A 22,904-nucleotide genomic window follows, 5' to 3' on the forward strand; every position below is an offset into this window, starting at 1 on the left:
CTTTCCTTCTATTATAGTTTTCGTATTGGACTATATAAAGCAATAAAGACTTCAATTAATTTAGTAAAAGCAGCTAAAGCAAATATAAACACTGGATTATAAGCTGAAATAATGCCTCCCGCTAATGCTCCGAGTGGCATAGCTAATCGTGTAAGTACACGTGAAAATCCTAAAACTCTCCCTTGCATATTTGATGGAACGGTTTCCTGGCGAACGGTGGCTACAATTGTATTCCATGCAATATTGCAAGTCATTGCAATACCGAAAGCAATTCCGGGAGCAAGCCAATATGTACTCCAAAGCGCAAAAGTTAAGCCAATTGCTCCAACAAATAGGAGTAATGGAATTAGAAGACCGCGTTGCAATCTCTTTTCTAAAGGAACTGCAATCAAGCTTCCTAAGAGCCCGCCTATTCCAATTAGTAAATAATTAAAGCCACTTTGTTCCGGCGTAAGTTGCAATGTGGATAGTAAATAATACATGAACACACCTAAAACCGCACTTGCTCCAAAGTTTCCAATCATAGCTTGAAAAGATAAAGCTAAATTTAAACGGTCATTTTTGAGCCATTTACATCCATTAACCAAATCAGCTAGTACATTTTGAAGTGTATTTTTATCTTGGCATTTCTTGTTTACGGTTTTCATAGACGGTAATAATATCACAGCAATTAATGTTGCAATAAATGAAAGAACATTAATCCAAAGCATCTGAAAGCTACCAATAAAAGAAACGAAAACTCCAGCTATCATTGGACCAAATAAACTGGCTAATTGATTGACCATTTGATAGAAAGAATTGGCTTTCGTTAAGGATGCTCCAGCAATTTGCGGAATGACTGTAACAGTTGTTACATCAAAAAGCATGGACATAACTGCTAACATAAAAGTAATTATGTATAAATGCCAGATTTGTAATAGATGTAATGAATGTAGTATTGGAACAAGACTTACTAAAATAATATTAGTAATATCCGCTACCAAAAGTAACTTTTTTCGATCATAACGATCAATTATTACACCAACTAAAGGGCCAAATAAAACGATTGGCAATACGTTAATAGCAAATAAAGAACTCATAATTACAGCTGAACCGGTTAATTGATAGGCAATCCAAGGTAACGCAAAAGTATATAGTGAATCCCCAATTCGTGAAATGAGTAAACCCAAAATAAAAATCTTGTATTCTTTAGTAAAAGTTGTCTTTACGGTAAGGCTACGTTCTTGCATAAGTTTCACACTGTTTATACCACCTTTATTATAGAGAAATTTGAAAATAATTCGTCCAATACTTGTCATATATAGAATTCTTTAATTTTTTGGTGAATCCTACTTTTTACATGTATTTTAAGGAGGAAATAAAAATGAAGAATGTAAAAGCAGTCTGTACTGTTTTAAATAGTATGTGTGGTTGGGGAGAGATGTAGATTACATACATAAATAAACCATAAAAATGTTATGTAAACTATTTGTGCATATGGAATATATTTTCCTTATAATTTGTATTTTATACTATATAATAGAAAGTAATTAAGGGCGGTTATTTGAAAGGAGTGATGTTTTATGAACAAACAGAAGAAAATCAAGCATGAGGTAAAAATAAATTGAGTATGCGTATCATACCTCTATCAACTACGTTCGCTCAAAGCTAGGAGCAGCACATGATAAATATTAAAATTGGAAAAAATCAATACCCATTAACATTGGCTGAGGAGCATAATTTTGATTGGTTAAAGGATGTAGAAGTGTTTACTGTGTTTGATCAGCAAGATTCAGGAAATATTAGCTTTGGTATTATTGAAAATGGAAAACGTTATTTTTTGAAGTATGCAGGTGCACGCAATTTAGAATACAAAGGCAAGATAGAGGACGCGATCCAACGATTAATGAAGGCAAAAGAAGTGTATGAACAAATTCAACATCCTTTACTAGTTCCATATATTAATCCTATTCAAATGCAAAACGGATTTTGTTTAAGGTTTCATTGGATTGATGGGGAATGCATGCACAATCATTGGGACTTTACACCGTTTGAAAAGCACCATGCACCAAATTCGCCTTTTGTTAAGTTAAGACAATTATCAGTGACGGAGAGACTTAACATATTGACACAAATTTTTGAGTTTGCAGCCTATGTGGAGTCATTAGGATATGTCATGGTTGATTTTTATGACGGTAGTATTTTATATAATTTTGAGCAATCAAAACTTACGATCTGTGATATTGATTTCTTTCAAAAAAAACCTGTATTCAATAAAGTTGGGGAGGATTTTTGGGGAGCAGGTCGTTTCAAAGCACCTGAAGAATATGAACTGCATGCACAAATTACAAGCGAAACGAATGTGTATGTGTTAGCCGGAATTGCTTTTGCTTTTATTGGCGGGAAAAATGATAAAAGCTATGAGAAATGGGAGAGCACACTAGAATTATATAATATATGTAAAAAAGCTCTACATAAAGAAAAAAATAAAAGATATCGCACTGTTCAAGCGTTTTATGAAGATTGGCTGGCATATATAGGGGAAATTGATGGATCTTTTTCACAAAGAATCAATAGCATAAGCGTTAATAGAGGGGAAAATACAAAATGAACGAATTAGAGTACAAAAACTTTTATGATAAAGTAGGAAGAGTAAATGGTTGGGATTTTAGTAAAATAAAATGTGAAACTGTAGGAGATTCATGGGACTTTTACGGGGAAGTGAAAGAAAGATGTAAACTTTCAGACACCCTACTTGATGTTGGTACAGGTGGAGGAGAAAATGTACTTAATATAGCATCTTCAGCTAAACTGTTAATTGGAATTGATAATTCTAACGGCATGATTGAAACGGCACATTCCAATTTTAAAAAATCAGGTGTACAAAATGTTGAGTTTTTTCAAATGAATTCTGAAGCGTTAACGTTTCCGCCTGCCCATTTTGATATCGCTTCTAGTTGTCACGCACCGTTTATAGCATCTGAGTTAGCAAAAGTAATGAAACAAGGTGCTTTTTTCTTAACACAACAAGTAAGCGAACATGATAAATTAAATCTTAAGGAAGCATTTGGGCGAGGACAATGCTTAGGTGAAAGAGATGGCATATTAAAAGAAAAGTATATGAGTGAACTTATTAGTGCAGGATTTGAACTCGTGCAAGTACGTGAATATGATGTGACTGATTATTACAGAACGCCTGAAGATCTTATTTTCTTATTAAAACATACGCCTATTATTCCTAATTTTGGAGAAGAGGCAGAAGATTTTACTATTTTACAAAGTTTCATTGATGTTAATAGTTCTGAAAAAGGGATTCGTACGAATTCAAAAAGATTTATGATTATTGCTGTAAAATCTTAATGTATTTTATTGTAAAAGCAGCTTTTCGTTTAAGGAAAGGCAGCTTTTTTATATAGGAACAATGCAGGGGAAACTTGAAAAAATAAAAATAAGTAAAGTGTTAATCAAAAAAATGAAATATGGAGGATAATGGTGTTGAAATGTTACTGTACTAGCAATGAAAGAAGCTAACATATTCATACTAAAGTTGTAGTTTTTATATGAAAAATCCATCCTTCCGTTTGATTTTATCTATTTATAATTGTAATACAATACGAATAGATAGTATGAAATAGGGGGACGTAAAATGATTACACATATTTCTGATATAAAACTACAAACTGTTTCCATAGAAGGGGTAAAACAAGTTTATAGGGACGTATTATCTTTTCCAATAAAAAAAGAAACAGCATCCTACATTCAATTTGAAGTAACACCATATACAACAATTAGTTTTCAAGAAGTGTATGAGCCAATTGCACCTGCGCACTTCGCCTTTGAAATTTCATATTCAAAATTTCATGAAACAGCAAAATGGCTTGAAAAGTCTGGGTTACTCATTGTGAAATGGAAAGATGGAAATATAATTGGTGAGGAGAATAATCTATTCAATTTATACTTTAAAGACGGAGATGGAAATCTTCTCGAAATTATTGCACATAGTTATGTTAAAGAAGATGTATTAATACCGCATTCACCATTAAACGTTTTATATGTAAGGGAAATCGGTCTTCCCGTTAAAAGTGTACCTGTATTTACGAAATGGTTAAAATCAAATCTAGATATGAAAACGATGGAAGATGGGGATATTTTTAACTTTGTTATAGGTGGCACTGCATACATTGTCGCAACTTGGTGGCAGCGACCATGGATTCCGATTGCGATGAAAGCTTTACCACCGAAAGTACATGTTTCTTTTGGAACACCAGATCAAGCATTTTTACAACGCATACAAAATAACTTGAAGAAAAATAGTGTTCCATATGAATGTAAACATAATGAAGTATCATTTATTCAGCAAGGATATTCATTTACGATCTTGCATACACCAAATCTCCATGCTGATATTCCAAGTAAATTAAACTTACCGCTTTCTATTTAAGGATGGAAAGTGGTAAGTTTTTTTGTATAGTCGTGAAGAAGGTTTTAGCTAGGGTTATAGTGAATGTAAAGAGAAGTATAAGATGTTATTCTAATTTATGTTAAGGGGAGAAATGAAGTGGTTTTAGGTAATCCAATTGCAAAAGGGAATACAGCGGAAATTTATCTATATGATAATAAGATTGTGAAATTATTTAAAGAATATCTTCCAGATACAGAGTCTATGAATGAAGCAAAAAAACAAAAATATGCTTATTCATGCGGGCTGCCAGTTCCAAACGTATTTGAAGTGGCAAAGATACAAAATAGACAAGCAATTATTATGGAATATGTAAAAGGGGAGAACATTGGTGATCTCCTGCTTAATAATTTGAATGAGGCAGAGCGTTATATCGGCCTTTGTGTAAATGAGCAAAAAAAGATCCATGCTATACGTGTGAATACAGATGGAATGGAGTTCATCAGGCAAAGGTTAGAATGTCAAATTAAATCTGGACATAAATTAGATGAAAAGCAAAAGGAAAATATATTGAATATGTTACATTCAATTAAATTTGAACCTAGATTATGTCATGGAGATTTTCATCCATTTAATTTGATTTTGAGTAAGGAAGAGAAAGTGAAAGTTATAGACTGGGTAGATGCTAGTTCTGGTGATATTCGGGCAGATGTATTTCGAACATATTTATTGTATGCTCAGACTTCTTTAGAATTAGCTGAAATGTATTTACACTTATATTGCAAAAATACTAGTTTGTTAAGAGATGAGATTTTTCAATGGGCTCCTATTGTTATTGCAGCTAGATTTTCTGAAAAAGTATCACCGCAAAATGAAGTGTATTTGAAAAGATTATTGAATCAGTATTTATAAGTCATAAAAAAGGTTGTCAGCTAATTAATAAACGCTGTTGTTTAACTAAAGTTTCCTTGTAGTTAAACAACAGCATTTTTAAACATTGATATAGGTATACTTATTTTCAATTTTCATCCTATAAAGGTTCATTATCCGTACTTGTTCCTCAGTTAATTCTTCTTTATCCCAATACATATGCATTAAGCTATATTCAAAAATCTCCTTTAATTTAATAAATAATGGAAACTTGTCTATCATTTCTTTAGGTAGTTCATTTTCTTCTTGGTACCCTTCAAATAGTGCTTTTGTAATGGAATGCTCATACTCAACGATATTTGCATTTCCAGCAAATGAATATTCTAAAGCACTATAAATAGGAACTGCTAAATCGAATATATAAAAATGTTTTTCACAGTCTTGAAAATCAATCATTGTTAAGTTTGAATTATTTTCAACTAAAATATTTTCTAACCATAAATCTCCGTGAATTAAGCCGTAATTTGAAGTGGATTTTTGTAGCTCTTTTATAGAATTTAAAACTTCAGATGCAATTTCCCTAATAGTAGTTTCTTCTTTAGGAATATACTTAAGGAAATTATATTCCTCATTCTCATACCAGTCGTTAATATATTTAACCGGTTTAGCTTTTTCAAAGGTTTTAGATATACGATGCAATTTTCCGATTTGTTGACCAAGCTTTTTAAATATAGTAGAATTCCATTTGCATCTTGGTAAATGTATACCAGGAGCAGCTTTATATAATACTGTAAAAAGCTCCTTGTCTAATGTTAATTTTTCTACAAGATTCCCTTGTAAAGAAGGGAGTATTGGTGGAACATCTAAACCGTTTTCGTATAGAAAATTCGTATATGTAACTTCTTCTAATTGTTCTTCATATGTTTTGTAGTTTGTAATTCTAATGAAGTATGTTCCTTGATCTGTGAGACATTCATACATCTCATTTGTTATTGGTGTAATGTTAATAAAATTCAACGGATATAGTTCATTTATGAATTGAAGTATTTTTTTTTCTAGTTTGTTCATTGTAACGTCCTTTCTAAACTTTTATTTTTTAATTAGAGAATTAAAAGAATCTTATTTTACAAAATTCTAGTTTCATTTTTGAAATCCTTTAAAATGAAATATGATGTAAATTGACCTTTAATAATTAGTTAGGTCTTGCAAGCATACGAATTAACATTAAATTGAAAAATGAATAGAAGGTATGTCAAAATAAGATAGGTAAAAAATATAAAACTAATACTCATATATAGATTTTATAGAATGGCTCATGTTTTAAAACACAAGAAATATCAAAAGAATGAAACGCACTTCTCTTATACTTTTATATAAGGAGTGAAGGAAATGAATGAACATATACAGCAGATGATTGATTGGTTTGAGCGCAATTTGAAAAAGGGATTTTCATTAGATGAATTGTCCCGTTATATGGGGTATTCTCCTTATTATTGTTCTTTTAAATTTCACCAAGTAACGGGTTTCAGTATTAGACGCTATATTCTTCTTAGAAGGTTATACTTATCTATAGAAGATTTAAAGAATGGTAGGAAGATAATAGATATCGCATTGGATTATAATTATTCTTCGCAAGAGGCCTATAGTAGAGCTTTCAAGAATGTTTTTGGAATGAATCCAAGAGAATTTCAACTTAACCAATTGCCTATTCAATCATTTGTTAAACTCAATATAAATAAGGAAGGAGAGTTTAATATGAATATTTCTAGAAAAATAGAGGTTGAGCAATTACGAAATGCGAAGAGCGAGCTGTTTGATAAAGATGTATTAAACATATTGAATGGTCAAATGATGTATGAAGAATTTAAAAATGAAAAGCTAATGGGTGATTCTGATTACGCACCATTTAATGAAGCGATGTGTGTAAACCAAGTTACTACACTAGTTTTTGATAAAGAATTTATTAAGACAAGGGCAGCAGGACATAACAGTTCAGTAGAAAGTTACACAAAAAAGGTTATAGATCCATTAAAGAAACTTTTTACGAAAGAGTATAAATGTATTGTTTTATGGTTTGGTGAAGATATGTTTTGTCAAATGAACTTACTTACAATACTTTCATACCTTGAACAGTCTCGTTATGAGGGGAAGGTATACTTAAATAGCTTCAGAGAAGATGAATTTAAAGTAAATCAAATTGAACTTGAATTAGGAAATTATTCTTCGGTATACAATGAAGTATTAGTAAATCATAAAAAGACTTTCTATAAGGTACCACCTGTAATGTATCAGGCTATAGATCTATATTTAAAAATGCTAAAAGAAGATAATGCTGTAATGAAATTTATCTCTAAAAATAAAGATTTATCAACTCAACAATTATTAACAAAGTTGTTTCAACTATTTCCAACAATCGGATATGGTGATTCTCAGTATATAGAGCTGATTAATAAAATAAAGAAGAAAGCTACACCAAAAATATAGGTGCAGCTTTCTTCTTATAATTGCTCAAGTAATTCTAATTCTTTTTCTACAAATGCCATTAGTTCCTTAATTGTTTCGCTAGAAAAATCAAAACGAATTCCAGCTGCTTCATACACTTCTTTTATAGATTGCGAGCTTCCTAGTGATAATGCCTTTTTATAATTTTCTAGTGCTTGCTTGGGATCCTCTTTATATTGTTTATACATTTGTAATGCACCAAGTTGGGCGATCGCATATTCAATATAATAAAATGGTACTTCAAAGATATGGAGTACAGGTAACCAACTCGTTGCTATCCAGTTTTCGTAGCCATCAATATGTATGACGCTAGACTGATAATGTTTTTGAAGTTGTAAGTATTTTTCATTTCTTTCTTCAGAAGTATGACTTGGATTTTCATACAGCCAGTGTTGAAATTGATCGACAATAAGCATAATAGGTAAGTATGAAATAACATCTTTAAAGAAGTTAATTTTTGCTTGTTTTAAATCTTTTTTGTCTGTATAGAAGGTATCCCAATAATTAAGCGAGAATAACTCCATTGTCATACTAGCTAGTTCAGCTGTTTCAGCTGGAATTTCTATATACTGTCGTAATTTTAATGGTTTTATAAGTTCGTTATGAATACTATGACCCATTTCATGTATAAAAGTGATAATATCATCTTGTGTATAATTTAAGTTCATAAAAATAAATGATAATTGTGAAGCTGGTAAGTACTCACAAAAGCCTCCAGATGCTTTTCCTTTGCGGCTTGTTAAATCAAGACAATCGTGTTTATACATTCGGTTTAATAGTGTTGAAAATTCAAGATCTAGTTTGTTAAAGATATGAGTGCTCTTTTCAATTAAATCATTTTCATTTGCAATTGGTTTAAGTACTTTTTGATCTGGAGTTACAGCTGATACATCCCACGGGCGAAGCGTATCCACTTGCAGTTTCTCTTTTTTCTCTAGTAATATTTTATCTTTAAGAGGCACAACATACTTACGTATGGATTCAGCTAGTTCATAGCAATCTTTCGCTGAATAATCAAAACGCTCGTATTTTTTGAACATATAATCGCGATAATTCTCTAGTTGAATATTTTTTGCTTTTTGATGGCGAATTTCAATTAATTGATTTAATATGTTTTGGAGTTCTTTTTCAACAGATAAAAATTGTTCAGAAATAATGGTTTTGGCCTTTTTACGGATGTCACGATTCGAATCTTGTAAATAGGATTGTAATTCTGTTATCGTTTTTTCTTCTCCGTCCCAAATTCCAATTAATCCTCCAGTGATTTCAAAGTACTCTGTGACTAATTTGTCTTCCTTTACTTCTAATTCAATATTTTCCTCACAAAATAACTTTTGAGCATTTTTTATTTTTGCATCCAACAAACCATATACGTTAGAATCTAATTCCATTCGAAAAGGTGACTCTAAATATTTATTATCCAATAAATTTTGGTACCGTTTTAAAAGTGGCTTTACAAATTGTTGATCATGTTCAAAAGTATCCTTTATTTTTTCATCATCCGTATTACATTGAAAGGCGATATAATGTGTTCTTAATTGTTCTTCGATTTCCCAAATCACTTTTGACTGCTCTTTTAACCAGTTTTCTAGGTCTAATTTTGAAGAAATCATTTTATTTAATAAAGACGAAAGAGTTTTTTCTAATTGTAGTACATTACTAATATCAATTGTATTTACACGTTGCATTACATATCCCTCACTTTTTATTTATTCATAGAGATATTCTATTTATTAATTGTAATTTCCTTGTTAAGAGGAGGAAATGTGAAATAATGTTAAAATTAAAAATGATAGAAAGGATGTATTTCTTTTTACTTTATAATGACTGTGAGAATGAGGGACCTTTTAAATACTTCTATAAGGGAGTGAAAGAATGTATAAGTATTTACATATTTTAAATGATATAGAAAAAATGATTCAACATGGAGAGATAAAAGAAGGACAGAAATTACCGTCAATACGGTCACTCGTTGCGCAATATGAATGTAATAAGGCAACAGTTATACGTGCGCTTCATGAATTAGAAAAGCGTCACATTATATATTCTGTCCCTCAAAGTGGATACTACGTTGTTAAGAAATCTGGGAGTACTATAGAAAATAAAGAGATAATTGATTTCGCTTCTTCAGCACCAGATCCAGATGTTTTCCCATATTTAGATTTTCAGCATTGCATTAATAAGGCTATTGATACTTATAAAAATGATTTGTTCGTATACGGAACACCGAAAGGCTTACCATCTTTAATTCCAGTCATTCAAAAACAGTTGGCAAATTATCAAGTGTTCACGAAAGAAGACAATATTTTTATAACGTCAGGCGTGCAACAGGCACTTGCAATATTAACTTCTATCTCATTTCCAAATGAAAATGAAACAATATTAGTTGAACAGCCAACGTATCATTTATATATAGAATATCTAGAAATGAATAAAGTTCCAGTAATTGGTATTAAGCGTACGAATGAAGGTATTGACTTAAATGAATTGGAACGTATTTTTCGAACAGGTAAAATAAAATTCTTTTATACAATACCAAGATATCATCATCCGCTTGGAACTTCTTATTCTAAAGACGAGAAAGAAAAGATCGTGTTATTGGCTAAGAAATACAATGTATTTATAGTAGAAGATGATTATTTAGCAGATTTAGAAACAGATTCAAAAGCCGATCCATTATATAGCCTGGATCATGGTAATCATGTCATATATTTAAAGAGTTATTCGAAAATTATTTTTCCAGGTTTACGAGTTGGTGTAGCAGTTATTCCACCGATTATTTCGAGTGCTTTCCATACATATAAAAAGATTTTAGATATCGATAGCCCAATGATATCCCAAGCTGCTTTAGAAATTTATATAAAGAGTGGCATGTTCGAACGCCATAAAAATAAAATTAAATCTTCCTATAATAATAGATCTAAAAAACTAGCAGAAGCATTAGAAAGGATGCATAGTGAAAACCCGCTTCTATTCACATATAAAAAGCAAAATACAATTGGAATCCATACTTGTTTAGAAGTACATAAAACAAGTATTTCGGACATGTTGATACAAAGACTAAGTGAAATGCAAATCAGTATCGATGCGATTGATAAAAATTATGTGAAAAGTTTTTCGAAACAAAGACTATTAAAGTTAAACGTATCGAATGTAAAGGAAGATAGGATTGAGGAAGGAATTCGTAAAGTAGTGGAAGAAATCAAACAAGTGGAACGTCTAAATTTTCAATTTAAAAAAAGAATAAAATGAATAAGGAGGTTTGTTGTGAGGCGTAAAATAATTCTCTTGTTTGTGTGTACCGTTGTAATAATTTGAGCTATAGTTGTGACTAATTATTATAAAAAAGAAATGCATTGTCGTTGGTAAGTATTCAAGAGGTATTATCATAGGTCAAAATAACGAACCTATATTTAATGTGAAAATTTATGAAGATTCTATTAAAGGTAAGGAACGCAGAATTTCAAATGCAGAAGGTGAATTTGAAATACTAGATGGGGTATGTGGTGAGATTGTTTTACAATTCGTTACTCCAGATGGAGAAATCTATATGAGGAAATATGATAGGAAGCATATACCAAAAGTTATAAAGCTTAATTAGAAACATAAAGGTGAATAAGATGAAACCATTACGGAAAAAGTAGCAGTTGTGGTCGGAGCAACTATATATGTAACTGGATAATTATATATTTTTTAAGAGCACTCTTAGCAAAGGGTGCTCTTTTTCATCATAAATATTTACTTAGCATCTTTTTAAAGTGATTTTTATCATAATTTACATATTGTGTAGCTGTATTTCGTATTGGATCTCCCGCGTAAAATCTTTCGTATAATTCGTGTCTTGATCCTAATGGGCTTCCAATAATATCCCAGGCTAACTTAAATAATTTTGTGCGTTGTTCGGCATCTATATTTGTTCCTTTAAAGTGCTTTTTTAATAAATCAGCTATTGGACTCTGGAAATCAATCGAGCTTGAAGGAAGTTGAATGAAGCCACCTGCTCCAATTAATTGTAAAATTTCTATTGCGCGGGGATAATATTTAGAACCAAGATTCCTTGCAGTTTCGATATATTTAAAGTTTGGTAAATAAGTTTTTGTTTCATTTGTAGTACCTTCAACTTCCGCAGCAATTAAAAGTGCGCGAATTGTTTCGATTTGCATAATTAATTCTCCAAGTTTTTCTTGAACATGCAAATAAGTGTGAGCTCCAATTGCTTCAGCAATTTCAAAAGCAATCGCAGTTATAAATTCTAGCTTTATTAGTAATCGTACTATAGCTTGATGATAAGCTAAACTACTAGAAGCTGTATCTGATTTTATAGCCCAAATTGCTTCTGGATTGTTATAAAGTAAAACACGTTCCCAAGGGACAAATACATTATCGAAGATTAATAGTGCATCCATTTCATCATACTGTGAGCTAATAGGGGAATCAACTGTGCTTGAAGTTGTATTTGCATATGGTTCTCTACAAACCATATGTAATCCTGGAGAATTGGCTGCCACGATAAGAAAGTGAGCTAAATCTTTTTGAGCGTCAGTCAGTTTTGTTAATGGGTAAATTAATAAATCATTTGAATAAGGAGAAGCAGTTCCTATCATTTTCGCACCACTTAAATAAATTCCATCAGAAGTTTCCTTTGTAACTCTTAGCAACCCTAAGTCATTTGCATTTAACATTGATTCTGTTGAGCGATTTATTTGCGGATCACGTTGGACTACACTTAAAAACAAGTGATTATCCCTAGCTTTTTCGTAATAAGATGCGATTTTATCTGGAAACTGTGCATCGAACTTTTTATAAAAATCTCTTGATACGTACCAGCCAGTAAGTCTCGATCTTGCGTAATCAGATAGTCTACTCATTACACCGTCTGTAGCATAACCCCATGTTTCAAATGCAGTTCTTCTCATTAATAATTCATTATAGGAATTCGGAACTAAAAATGATTTATGAACAAAGTCTTTCGTTTTTGGGCTGACATATCCAATAGAATCTCTCTGTTTGGGATCATCAAATAACGAAAATAAATTAGAAATGGTACATAGTGTCCCCGAAAAATTGTTGTCTGTAGTTACATCTACTTTTTTTCCATAGAGCCAAACATTTCGACCATCTTGTAAGCTCTTTATATAGTGATCCTTTAAATTTTGCATATTTCCTCCTTTTAAAGACTACTCATATATTTGTACATCTTTTAATGGTGGTGAATATACATGGAATGTTATTGCTGTTGAATCTGTAGCATTATACATTTTATGCACAGTATCTTTTTTTACGGTGAAAATATTTCCCTCTGTAAACTCTTCAATCCATTCTCTATTTTTTTCGTACGTAATATTTTATAGCGTACCATTGACTATTAATATACATCCTATAGATATTCCGTGATCATGAATAAGAGTCTTTGCTTTGCTAGGGAAATTTAATACTAAAATCTCCACAAATTCAGACTTATAGATAACATTTCTTCCGTATTCAAGGTTAAGTGGTGAAGTAATAAAAGGAGATATTTTATGAAGTGTAATATTTAATGATTGAATAGCGGATATTAGATTTGCCGTATCGTAGTCACATAAGTTATGAAACGCTTTTTTTATGTTATGAATCAATTGCATGTAAAACTTCCTCCTAAGCATGTACATTAAAAGAAAAAGTAATCTAATATTATATAGAGCGTAGTGAATTACATAATATTGTATTGAAACATTAAAAAAAAGTGACTTCTTTTACTTAGGAAGATTATTTAATTTGAAAATTAAGGTAATTACTTCCATTAACATGATATGCTTGAACTATATACTTTTTTATTGGAAAGGTGATGAAATAAATGGCAGTTCTTTTAGTGGAAAATCTATTTCAAATGTCTATTGTTTTATTACTTCTATGTTCATTTTGTTTTTATAGATATTTAAAGAAAATCAAAAGGGAAAGAAAGCTTACAGGTTTTGAAATTACGATGTATATCATGACGCAACTTGCGTATTTCATTTGGGCGGCAACAACTTTTCTTAAAATGTTGTCAGAATAGTTAATGTAGGGCTAATTGTTTATTAGGTGCTGGGCAGAAATGTACGGTAAACAAAGGCAAAGGACAAAGATAGGCTTATAGAATTAGGTAAATAAATATAGTCGGTATCTAGATTGATTACAATCTCACTTATAAAGTCTTTACAAAAAGAGCAGGGAATACGGTCATAATTATGTCGAACACAAAACAAATCGATGACACCACCGTTAGAAATCCCCTCATGTTTTACATTCAAATACATCCTTTTTAATTTCGTAATTGAAACGCATTGTCCAGCTACATACTCATTTATACCATATCCATCAAATTCAATTATCATGTTATCACTGTTGGGTGCTAGCCAACGTTATAGCTTGAATTTTTGATGAATCTATTATACATTATTTGAAATTTAGTGAGAATAAATTTTATAAAATGAGAGGGTTATAAATGGAACAAAATAAAATAGTTTTAGAAGGACCAAAATACCTTAAGTGGAAAACGTGTAAAATAAAGTCTATACAGGATGATGAAATTATCGTTAAAACAATTGCAGGTGCAATAAGCATTGGAGCAGAGTTACCTCAGTATAATGGATCCGATGTTACAGATACACATCCTATTTATCCAAGAAAAACTGGATATGAAAGTTACGGTGAAGTGATTCAAGTTGGTAATAAAGTAAAGAATTTAAACATAGGCGATAAAGTAGTTTCTTTTTATGGACATGAAACGATAGGAGTAGTTAAGGGGTATAAAGTAATTCGAGTACCTAGTTATATAAAACCTAAAGTAGCTTTATTATCTATTCTTTCGTGTGATGCTGCTAAAGGTATATTGAAACTAAATCCGCGACAAGATGAAAAGGTACTTATAACTGGAATGGGAGTTATCGGTTTACTTGCTTTTTATTTCTTAAAATACTATGTAGGTGTTAAGCATGTAGATGTTGTTGAACCTAATAAAAATAGAAGAGATTTTGCAAAGAAGTTTGGTGCGAAAAACATATATGCTTCAGAAGAACAAATAATAGAAACATATAATTACGGTTTCGAATGTTCTGCTACAAATAGCGGATTTCATACATTACAAAAAGCACTTAAAACTAATGGACAAATATGTATACTTTCTGATGGTAATATTGAAGAACTAACATTAACCGCTGATTTTTATGAGAAAGAACTGCGGATCATTGGTTCAAGTGACGGATATAATTATCAACAACATGCAGATTGGTTTTTTAGTCAAATAGAAAAAACACCATGGATAGAAGAGATTTTTCAACATGAAATACAACATACAGGACTCATTCAATGTTTTGAGGAATTAAGTCAAGGAATAATTACCCCTTTAAAAGTATTTGTCTCATATGAATAATGAACAAAATGACCAGGTACTTGTCACATAGCCCACATATGTTTAGACACTAATATGATAGCAGAGCGCGGAGTAACATGTACGGGGATTCTTTAATAGGTACAACGGGTTGTGAAAACAGAGAATGGTTTTTGTTCTTTCATTATGTACAAATAGTATATTATCTTTCTCAGTGTACATATTAAGTAAAGAGTTTAATATCAAACATAAAAGGGGGGATAATATGAATGAAAATAAGAAAAATGAAGAATTGATTAAATTTAAGAAACAATGGTTTAATGAAGATAATCAACCAATAGCTGGAATAGAGTTAACTTTACCGCCTGATATAGGCAGCATGTTAGACTCCAAATCAGTTGATGATGAAAGTGAAGAAAGTAATAATGAATAAGTTTAATCTATATGCATCCATTCGGGTGCTTTTTATTTTTTTGATAATGGAAGATGGATTATCAAATCCATATTGAAAAAAGGTTGGTCAAAATAGATTCTTTTTCAGTATATGTAAGTTTAATTTTTACAAAAAAGTTTAATTAAAATACATTTAGAATGCTATATGAAATGGGAATGCTAGTAACATTCACCATTAAAGGATTGGGCTATTATGAATATGATTTTTGAAAGCATTATTTTAATTCTGACTGGGATTATTGCATTAAAAATGACAGGTAGTAAATCTGTTAGCCAAATGACAAGAGCTGAAATCATTATAGTAGTATCAATTGCACGTATTATTGTAGAACCGGTATTAAGTAGGAAAGTAGTCCCATCTATATTTGCAGCTGCAATATTTGCGTGCGTACTTCTTATCATTCATTTCTTTGAATTGAAATCAAAGAAGATGGAACAATTCCTAAATGGCAGTAGCATTATAATAGTAGAAAATGGAGAGATTGTAAAAGAGAATTTGATGAAGGCGAAAATGTCGGAACAACAACTATATATGCAATTAAGAGAAAAAGGGATTCATGATTTAAAAAGTTTACAGCAAGTTACAGCTGAACCAAATGGGCGGATTGGTTACCAATTAATAGAGAAAGCTCAGCCAATCACTTTAGAAGTGTTAGAAAAAGTAATAGATCAGTACAATATAAAAAGATAATTTCTTATGTGAAATGCCAATATACAATTGAAGTATTGGCATTTTTTATTTTTTCTAATTGTAAAAGCTAATATTTAGAATAGATATTCAGCCAATCTTTAAATTAGATATAGGCTTATTAATATGCTATATTCAATGGACCTATAGTGACTGTGGTGAAAAAAGCAGCGTTAAAATGGAATAGGTCTTTCATGTGATATTAAACATGAGATAAAAATAAGGAGATAGAAATATAATGGAATTTTGGGAATCAAGTTTTATTGAGAAACAAACGATGTGGGGGTTTGAACCTACAGAATCTGCAATTTTGACAAAAGATTTTTTTGTGGAAAACAATGTTAAAGACATATTAGTTCCGGGTATTGGCTATGGAAGAAACGCAAAGGTATTTATCGAAAATAGTATAAATGTAACAGGTATTGAAATTTCGAAAACAGCGATCGATTTAGCAAGAGAAAACGGACTAGAAGATGTTAGTATCTATCACGGTTCAGTAAATGAAATGCCTTTTGATAATAAACTGTATGATGGTATATTTAGTCATGCACTTCTTCATTTGTTGAATGAACAGGAAAGAGAGAAATTTATTAAAGATTGTTATAATCAGTTAAAACCTGGTGGATATATGGTTTTTACAACTGTTTCTAAAAAAGCTCCAATGTATGGCAAAGGAAAACAGTTGGATAAAGATTATTATGAGATAATGGAAGGTGTAAAAATGTTCTTCTATGATTCTGAATCTATAAAACAGGATTTTAAAAAATATGGACTAGTACAAGTTTCGGAAATTGATGAACCAAATAAGAACATGGCAAATAAACCTTCAATCAACTTTTTAACGATAAAATGTAAGAAAGAACTATAACTAAAAGTTATTAAGAATGATTGAATATGTTTATATATTAATTATGCACAAATAAAGAGGACAAGCATATAATAGAAATACCTTTTAACTTTAAGTAACCTTAACTTTCGTTAATAGGGTATCTCAAAATCCCCAAAAGAGCACTTGCGGAAACAAGTGCTCTTTTATTTTTTGTTTCATAAATATTTAAAGTTGCAAATTTCGTGCAATAAAAATAAATCTGAGAGAAATAATCATATCTTTATTATACGATTATTTCTGAACTACAAACGTAATAGCATTTGTTTTTAATTGAATATGCCTTTCATCGCGAACAATATCATAGACTAATTCTTTTATTTCAACTTTAATTTCTTTCCATTCCTTATAAATACTTTTTAATAGATATATCATATCTTCAGTAGGAAGGTTAATTTCAATTAAAGCATCTAACTCTTCATTTGTATGTAAGTCAATTTCTTGTATGTTCGAATTAATAATTAAACAATTCATACCGCCGCTTTTTGTACCTTCTTTCATAGAATGGAGCACGTTTTTTAAATCTTCTTCTGATTGAACATGCTCTAAACTGGATACTGCAACGATATAATCATAAGTATTAGGTTGAATGTAGTAGTTTTCAATTGCTACTTGTTCTATTTTAATATTATTAATTACACCATATTCTTTACTATAAGTTTGTAATTTTGTTAAAGCAGAATCAAGTAAATCCACACATGTAACAGTACCACTCGCATTTTGAATCTTTTGGGCAATGGGAATACTATTTCTTCCAACGCCAGAGCCGAGATCAAGTACTTGCAAGTTGTTTTTTCCTTCAAAATAATCCATCAAATCCATAACCGTTTTAACCGGTTTGTACAGCCAAGAACCAGTTTCAAATAGTTTGTATTGTTCATAACAAAGGTCGTGATATTTCTTTTCTTCTTGTCTTATAAAATTAATGCGATTCATAGTGTTTCAGCTCCAATATTATTATTGTAAAATGAATGGGTAGGACAACCTTTTACATTTGTTTGAATTCGAAAAATACCACCAGCATGTGGATATTGCTTTAATTCGTCATCCGTCATTCTTGTTCTGGCTGTTGTAACATATAGGTCGGTTAAATTAGGCCCTCCAAATGTACAAGATGTTACATATGGCACTGGAATCGGGATACTTAATATTTGTTCACCAGTTGAAGGGTTCCATCTAGTAATCTTTGAACCTCCCCAATGAGCAATCCATAAGCAACCTTCCTCGTCAATTGTCATACCATCAGGTAGACCGTCATTTTCGGGGAAAATAATTACATCACTTGGATTACGAATTACTCCAGAGCATATATCATAATGAAAACGAACTACTTTTTTAGTAGGTGTATCGATATAGTAAAGGTATGTATGGTCAGGTGACCAAGCTATGCCATTTGATGTATTTACATGTGAAACTTTTTTCTCTACCTTTAAATTATTATTTAAACAATACAAGGAGCCAGCAGCATTAATACCGTATGTATCTGTAGTACCTGCCCAAAAACGTCCTGCCGGATCGCATTTTCCATCATTAAAACGATTTTTAAATAAATGTGGTTCAGGGTCAAAAATATGTGTCAGTTTTTCTATTTCTACATTAATAGAATAAAAGCCATTTTCCATAGCTAGGAGTAGTATGTCATCTAAATATGGAACAACACAGCCAATTTGTTGATTGAGAGCAATTACTCGGTTTGTATTAGCGGTAGGACTAAATATGCATAATTGTTTCTCCACAATATCAACCCAGTATAAAAGTTGTTTTTTTCATTCCAAGATGGTCCTTCAGCTAAACTTGCTTTCGCATCTAAAACTAATTCTATATTACTGTCCAAGATGTTCACCTCGCTTTATAAGATATTTATATAATTCGATAAGAATAGGGACAAACCTTTTAATCAGAAAATATTAAGATTTGTACCATGGAAAAACTGATTTTCTCGAGTGATTAAAACAATGTATAAATATTGAGAGGAAAATGCATATGATGTTTTATGAAATTGTTTGTTTTTCTTGTAAAAATATATTTCGTGTTTATGAAGGCAGTGAAAAATATAAGCGATTTAAAGAGAAACCAAAAGGGGTATATTGTTGTGATGAGTGTAGCCACAAAATTCAATTAGAAGCGATAAAGAATTTTTTTAGATAATTATACTGTTTTATTTCGGAAAAGTTTGACAATGAAACTATTTTAAATTATCATATGAAAAAACTAATATGTAAAATGGCATGGAAGAGAAGAGTAGTTAAGAAAGAATACGTACAGAGAGCTCTGGTAGCTGAGAAAGAGCAGTATACATCTTAATGAAAAAAGACTTGGAGCTGCGCAAGGAACTAATTTATTTAGGGATGGTGCGACGGGATCTCCCGTTATAGAGATAGGGTATAAGCATATTTTGCCGTACCTGAAGAGGTTAATATGGCGACATATTGACAAACTGAGGTGGTACCGCGAAGCTAATAACTCTCGTCCTCAAGATGAATAATCTTGGGGGTGGGAGTTTTTTTATTGTATAAAACTGAAAATCTGAAAACAAAAAACAATTGAGGTGAGTAACATATGCATTGGGCGTATGAAGTAGCACACGAATTAATTAGAAAACATCCAAACAAAGAAACTTTTGTTTGCGCATCTGGAATTAGTCCATCTGGTTCTGTTCATATTGGGAACTTTCGTGAAATCGTAACGACTTATTTTGTTGTAAGGGCGCTTCAAGATTTAGGGAAAAAGACTCGTTTTATATTTTCATGGGATGATTACGACAGATTTAGAAAAGTCCCTAAAAATGTTGAGTCATCTTTTGTAAAGTATATCGGAATGCCATACTGTGATATACCAGATCCGTATGGATGTCATAATTCATATGCCGAGCATTTTGAAAAAGAGTTTGAGGAATCGCTTCAAGTATTTGGGATTGAAGTGGAATTCATATATCAACATGCTGAATATAGAAGTGGAAGATATAACAAAAACATATTGGAGGCTTTATATAAAAGAAAAGAAATATATGATATTTTAATGAGTTTTAAAACGGGAGAGTGTAGTGAAGAAGAGCGAGAGGGCTTTTATCCGGTTACATTATATTGTGAGAAATGCGGGAAAGATGCGACAACGATTACACATTTTGATGAAGTATTAAAAACAGTTCGGTATGAATGTGAATGCGGAAATCAAACTGAATTATCGGTATTAAATACAAATGAAATGAAACTGAATTGGAAAATCGATTGGCCGATGAGATGGATGATAGAGGATATTGTTTTTGAGCCGGGCGGAAGAGATCATTCATCAGAAACGGGTAGTTATAATGTATCAAAAGAAATTGCGAGAAAAATATTCAATCGTGAAGCGCCTCATTACATTGCTTACGATTTTATTGGAATTAAAGGGCATCATGAAAAAATGTCTAGTTCCTCAGGGAATAGTATTACACCTAGCGAGTTGTTAAAAGTGTATTTACCAGAAGTGATTCTATTTATGTTTGTAAAATATAGACCAAGCGCATCTTTTCATATCAGTCTTGATGAAGATGTGATTCGCAATTATACAGAGTATGAACGATTAAAAGATAGTTATAAAAATAAAACGCTCAAAAATGAAGATTTATTTGATGCAATTAAACTTTCTAGAGTTGATAGCGGATTTAAAGAATATCCGAAATTTAATCAAGTAGCAGGAACGTTGCCGTTATTAAATTTTGACTCATTTATTTTACAGGAGATATTAGAGAAAATAGATAGGAGCTATGCGTTAGATGAAATGAGAGCGATAAGTAATCGTGCAGAGCATTGGATAAGAAACTTTCAATCTGAAAAATTAATGGCGGTAAATCAGGAGAAAAATACAGAGTTTTATAACACATTAGAGGAAAGGCAAAAAAAATGGCTGGTAGAAGTTTGTAAAATACTGCGTTCAAATAAAGATTATTCGAACATAATGGAGCAATTTTATTCGATTTGTCATCATGAAAATAAAAAAATAATGAAAGAAAATCAAAAACAATTATTCAATATTATATATAAACTCATTATGAATCAATCAAATGGTCCTCGTATACCATTATTAATACATGTGGTAGGTATAGAAAAAACCATTGCATTATTAGATTTCTAAAACAAAGTTAAAAGTAACGCAAGTACCCAAAATTCTAAGTACTTGCGTTCCAAATTTTACTACCGTGAATACAATTTCGGACATTCATCACCACTAGGTTCATAAAAACAATGACTTTTAAACTGTCCTACAAATGGCTGATTATACCATTCGGGCGGACAAGCTCCAACTGGACGGAAATACCAAAGAGCCCATCGTGCAGGCCAGCGCCACTCACCTTGTAAAACTTTTCGTGCGATTTCTTTTTCTGATTCACGAGCGCGTTGATAAAAATATCCGTATTGCACTGCTTCGAATCCACCAGGGCTTTGATATACAGCATCACGTACGGTACGGAGTTGTTTAAAATCTAAGCAATCACAAAATACACGATTTACTACTACGCAGCCAACAAGTTGTTCACCTTGTCGACCTTCGCCTTCAGCTTCAGCACGCATTAAACGAGCTAGTAAATCAACATCGCTTTCGTTATATGGAATAAGGGGCATAGTGATACCACCTTTCTTTACCTGTTATAGTAAAGAGTGTATGTATGAAAATAAGCTAAGTGCTTTTCTATATGTAAATTTATTAATTATTAAAAGGAGCTTTTATGAAAAAAGCTAATTAGTAATTGTAGACAAATATAAAGAGGAGAGATAATATGTATCGAATTCAGAAAGAACATATCATTTACGCAATGTCACCAGAAAATAAACCATGTATGGAAGTGGAAATTGGGAGTCGCCTTATATTCGAAACATATGATTGCTTTGAAAATCAAATTGATTCTGAAGATGTTGTGTTTCAAGAGTTAGATTGGAACCGGATTAATCCAGCGACTGGTCCGGTATATATTAATGGTGCAGAACCTGGTGATATATTAGTTGTTACCATTGAAAAGATAAAAATTGCAGAGAAAGGCGTTTTAACTACAGGTGCAAATCTTGGTGTAATGGGTGAAGAGCTACATGAAAATACAGTGAAAATTGTCTCAGTACATAATGAACATGTTTTGTTTTCAAATGAACTACAAATCCCGATTAATCCAATGATCGGTGTAATTGGAACAGCGCCGAAAGAAGCGAGCATTTCATGTGGCACACCACATGATCACGGCGGGAATATGGACTGTAAAGAGATAAAAGAAGGGACAACATTATTATTACCTGTAAATGTTCCTGGTGCTCTATTAGCATTAGGTGATTTACACGCAGCGATGGGCGATGGTGAAATTGGGGTTAGTGGAGTAGAGGTTGCTGGTGAGGTGACGGTAACAGTTCAGATTATAAAAGGAAAGAAATGGCCATTGCCAATGGCTATTCAAAAAGAAAAAGTAATGACGATAGCTTCAGAAAAATTGCTAGATGATGCAGCGAATCGAGCTGTACGTAATATGGTGACATTTTTACATGAAGAATTAGAAATGTCTAAAGCTGATGCCACGCTTTTATTATCAGCAGCCGGCGATTTAAAAGTTTGTCAAGTTGTGGACCCGCTGAAGACTGCTCGAATGGAATTAGGGATGAATTATGTGGAGAAATTGGGGTTTACTATGAGTGAATTCCATATTAAATAAGAAATGATAGAAGAAGGATGATTTTGTATAAAAGTATCTTTTTTGATTTACGGATTATATAAAAAAAGGTAGTATTTATTTTATATAATTGAATATAAGATTGTGGAT

The 22,904-nt window shown here is 31.6% G+C and carries 21 protein-coding genes, 3 pseudogenes and 1 other annotated feature; of the genes and pseudogenes, 15 read left to right on the forward strand and 9 right to left on the reverse strand.

Annotated elements, in window-relative coordinates; all coding sequences use genetic code 11:
* Positions 1-11: 11 nt before the first annotated feature.
* The gene (locus ACTFR9_RS05320) at positions 12-1,238 is read right to left on the reverse strand and encodes an MFS transporter (protein WP_229136330.1); all 1,227 of its coding nucleotides are present in this window, start codon (positions 1,236-1,238) and stop codon (positions 12-14) included.
* Between the two features lie 422 nt (positions 1,239-1,660).
* On the opposite strand from ACTFR9_RS05320, the gene ACTFR9_RS05325 reads away from it, so the two are divergent.
* The 4 genes from ACTFR9_RS05325 to ACTFR9_RS05340 all read left to right on the forward strand — a co-directional run bounded on the left by ACTFR9_RS05325 (position 1,661) and on the right by ACTFR9_RS05340 (position 5,290).
* Complete coding sequence (locus ACTFR9_RS05325) at positions 1,661-2,590, forward strand: serine/threonine protein kinase (protein ID WP_061536723.1); 930 nt, start codon at positions 1,661-1,663, stop codon at positions 2,588-2,590.
* Positions 2,587-3,339, forward strand: a complete 753-nt coding sequence (locus ACTFR9_RS05330) for a class I SAM-dependent methyltransferase (RefSeq protein WP_071741692.1) — start codon at positions 2,587-2,589, stop codon at positions 3,337-3,339. Before ACTFR9_RS05325 ends, ACTFR9_RS05330 begins: the two co-directional genes overlap by 4 nt.
* 286 nt (positions 3,340-3,625) lie before the next feature.
* On the forward strand, positions 3,626-4,420 hold the full coding sequence (locus ACTFR9_RS05335) for a VOC family protein (RefSeq protein ID WP_000627958.1): 795 nt from the start codon (positions 3,626-3,628) through the stop codon (positions 4,418-4,420).
* Between the two features lie 117 nt (positions 4,421-4,537).
* Positions 4,538-5,290: an aminoglycoside phosphotransferase family protein gene (locus tag ACTFR9_RS05340; RefSeq protein ID WP_061536725.1), complete on the forward strand. Its 753-nt coding sequence runs from the start codon at positions 4,538-4,540 to the stop codon at positions 5,288-5,290.
* A 78-nt stretch (positions 5,291-5,368) separates the two neighbouring features.
* Here the strand turns inward: ACTFR9_RS05340 and ACTFR9_RS05345 are convergent, their stop codons facing one another.
* The gene (locus ACTFR9_RS05345) at positions 5,369-6,316 is read right to left on the reverse strand and encodes a phosphotransferase enzyme family protein (RefSeq protein ID WP_229136328.1); all 948 of its coding nucleotides are present in this window, start codon (positions 6,314-6,316) and stop codon (positions 5,369-5,371) included.
* Between the two features lie 321 nt (positions 6,317-6,637).
* Here ACTFR9_RS05345 and ACTFR9_RS05350 point away from each other — a divergent pair, with 321 nt between their 5' ends.
* Entirely contained in the window at positions 6,638-7,732 is a 1,095-nt protein-coding gene (locus ACTFR9_RS05350; RefSeq protein ID WP_001002087.1) for a helix-turn-helix domain-containing protein, read from the forward strand.
* A 14-nt stretch (positions 7,733-7,746) separates the two neighbouring features.
* Here the strand turns inward: ACTFR9_RS05350 and ACTFR9_RS05355 are convergent, their stop codons facing one another.
* Positions 7,747-9,438: a M3 family oligoendopeptidase gene (locus ACTFR9_RS05355; protein WP_001190018.1), complete on the reverse strand. Its 1,692-nt coding sequence runs from the start codon at positions 9,436-9,438 to the stop codon at positions 7,747-7,749.
* A 187-nt stretch (positions 9,439-9,625) separates the two neighbouring features.
* Between ACTFR9_RS05355 and ACTFR9_RS05360 the strand changes: the two genes are divergently transcribed.
* Together ACTFR9_RS05360 and ACTFR9_RS05365 are read left to right on the forward strand one after the other, a co-directional pair.
* The gene (locus ACTFR9_RS05360) at positions 9,626-11,002 is read left to right on the forward strand and encodes an aminotransferase-like domain-containing protein (RefSeq protein ID WP_000280089.1); all 1,377 of its coding nucleotides are present in this window, start codon (positions 9,626-9,628) and stop codon (positions 11,000-11,002) included.
* Between the two features lie 69 nt (positions 11,003-11,071).
* Positions 11,072-11,351: pseudogene (locus ACTFR9_RS05365) on the forward strand (carboxypeptidase regulatory-like domain-containing protein).
* 127 nt (positions 11,352-11,478) lie between these two features.
* Here the strand turns inward: ACTFR9_RS05365 and ACTFR9_RS05370 are convergent.
* A complete protein-coding gene (locus ACTFR9_RS05370; RefSeq protein ID WP_001180373.1) occupies positions 11,479-12,909 on the reverse strand; it encodes a 4-hydroxyphenylacetate 3-hydroxylase family protein in 1,431 nt (476 codons plus the stop codon).
* A gap of 18 nt (positions 12,910-12,927) precedes the next feature.
* Positions 12,928-13,371: pseudogene (locus ACTFR9_RS05375) on the reverse strand (cysteine dioxygenase).
* 212 nt (positions 13,372-13,583) lie between these two features.
* Between ACTFR9_RS05375 and ACTFR9_RS05380 the strand changes: the two are divergent.
* The gene (locus tag ACTFR9_RS05380; protein ID WP_000279690.1) at positions 13,584-13,784 is read left to right on the forward strand and encodes a hypothetical protein; all 201 of its coding nucleotides are present in this window, start codon (positions 13,584-13,586) and stop codon (positions 13,782-13,784) included.
* A gap of 22 nt (positions 13,785-13,806) precedes the next feature.
* Here ACTFR9_RS05380 and ACTFR9_RS05385 read toward each other — a convergent pair whose 3' ends face one another.
* Complete coding sequence (locus ACTFR9_RS05385) at positions 13,807-14,103, reverse strand: hypothetical protein (RefSeq protein ID WP_050552160.1); 297 nt, start codon at positions 14,101-14,103, stop codon at positions 13,807-13,809.
* A 110-nt stretch (positions 14,104-14,213) separates the two neighbouring features.
* Between ACTFR9_RS05385 and ACTFR9_RS05390 the strand changes: the two genes are divergently transcribed.
* The 4 genes from ACTFR9_RS05390 to ACTFR9_RS05405 all read left to right on the forward strand — a co-directional run bounded on the left by ACTFR9_RS05390 (position 14,214) and on the right by ACTFR9_RS05405 (position 17,107).
* Complete coding sequence (locus tag ACTFR9_RS05390; RefSeq protein ID WP_076873921.1) at positions 14,214-15,140, forward strand: zinc-binding dehydrogenase; 927 nt, start codon at positions 14,214-14,216, stop codon at positions 15,138-15,140.
* Between the two features lie 223 nt (positions 15,141-15,363).
* Entirely contained in the window at positions 15,364-15,531 is a 168-nt protein-coding gene (locus tag ACTFR9_RS05395) for a hypothetical protein (RefSeq protein ID WP_046197366.1), read from the forward strand.
* 213 nt (positions 15,532-15,744) lie between these two features.
* Positions 15,745-16,242: a DUF421 domain-containing protein gene (locus ACTFR9_RS05400; RefSeq protein ID WP_001055961.1), complete on the forward strand. Its 498-nt coding sequence runs from the start codon at positions 15,745-15,747 to the stop codon at positions 16,240-16,242.
* Between the two features lie 235 nt (positions 16,243-16,477).
* A complete protein-coding gene (locus ACTFR9_RS05405; protein ID WP_000397616.1) occupies positions 16,478-17,107 on the forward strand; it encodes a class I SAM-dependent methyltransferase in 630 nt (209 codons plus the stop codon).
* 252 nt (positions 17,108-17,359) lie between these two features.
* Here the strand turns inward: ACTFR9_RS05405 and ACTFR9_RS05410 are convergent, their stop codons facing one another.
* Positions 17,360-18,061 carry a class I SAM-dependent methyltransferase gene (locus ACTFR9_RS05410; RefSeq protein WP_001079922.1) on the reverse strand — a complete coding sequence of 234 codons (702 nt, stop codon included), beginning with the start codon at positions 18,059-18,061 and terminating at the stop codon, positions 17,360-17,362.
* A pseudogene (locus ACTFR9_RS05415) lies at positions 18,058-18,959 on the reverse strand (SMP-30/gluconolactonase/LRE family protein). The gene ACTFR9_RS05410 and the pseudogene ACTFR9_RS05415 overlap by 4 nt, the downstream one beginning before the upstream one ends.
* Positions 18,960-19,102: 143 nt before the next feature.
* Between ACTFR9_RS05415 and ACTFR9_RS05420 the strand changes: the two are divergent.
* Entirely contained in the window at positions 19,103-19,273 is a 171-nt protein-coding gene (locus ACTFR9_RS05420) for a DUF2197 domain-containing protein (protein ID WP_000551046.1), read from the forward strand.
* A 72-nt stretch (positions 19,274-19,345) separates the two neighbouring features.
* Positions 19,346-19,602, forward strand: a binding site (T-box leader).
* Between the two features lie 82 nt (positions 19,603-19,684).
* Positions 19,685-21,238: a lysine--tRNA ligase gene (gene lysS / locus ACTFR9_RS05425; RefSeq protein ID WP_103141535.1), complete on the forward strand. Its 1,554-nt coding sequence runs from the start codon at positions 19,685-19,687 to the stop codon at positions 21,236-21,238.
* Positions 21,239-21,297: 59 nt separating this feature from the next.
* Here lysS and ACTFR9_RS05430 read toward each other — a convergent pair whose 3' ends face one another.
* Positions 21,298-21,726: a cell wall hydrolase gene (locus ACTFR9_RS05430; RefSeq protein ID WP_001128419.1), complete on the reverse strand. Its 429-nt coding sequence runs from the start codon at positions 21,724-21,726 to the stop codon at positions 21,298-21,300.
* 155 nt (positions 21,727-21,881) lie between these two features.
* On the opposite strand from ACTFR9_RS05430, the gene ACTFR9_RS05435 reads away from it, so the two are divergent.
* On the forward strand, positions 21,882-22,796 hold the full coding sequence (locus tag ACTFR9_RS05435) for an acetamidase/formamidase family protein (protein WP_000285747.1): 915 nt from the start codon (positions 21,882-21,884) through the stop codon (positions 22,794-22,796).
* Positions 22,797-22,904 lie beyond the last annotated feature (108 nt).

The organism is Bacillus cereus group sp. MYBK222-1 (assembly GCF_051916425.1).
Taxonomy (GTDB): domain Bacteria; phylum Bacillota; class Bacilli; order Bacillales; family Bacillaceae_G; genus Bacillus_A; species Bacillus_A paranthracis.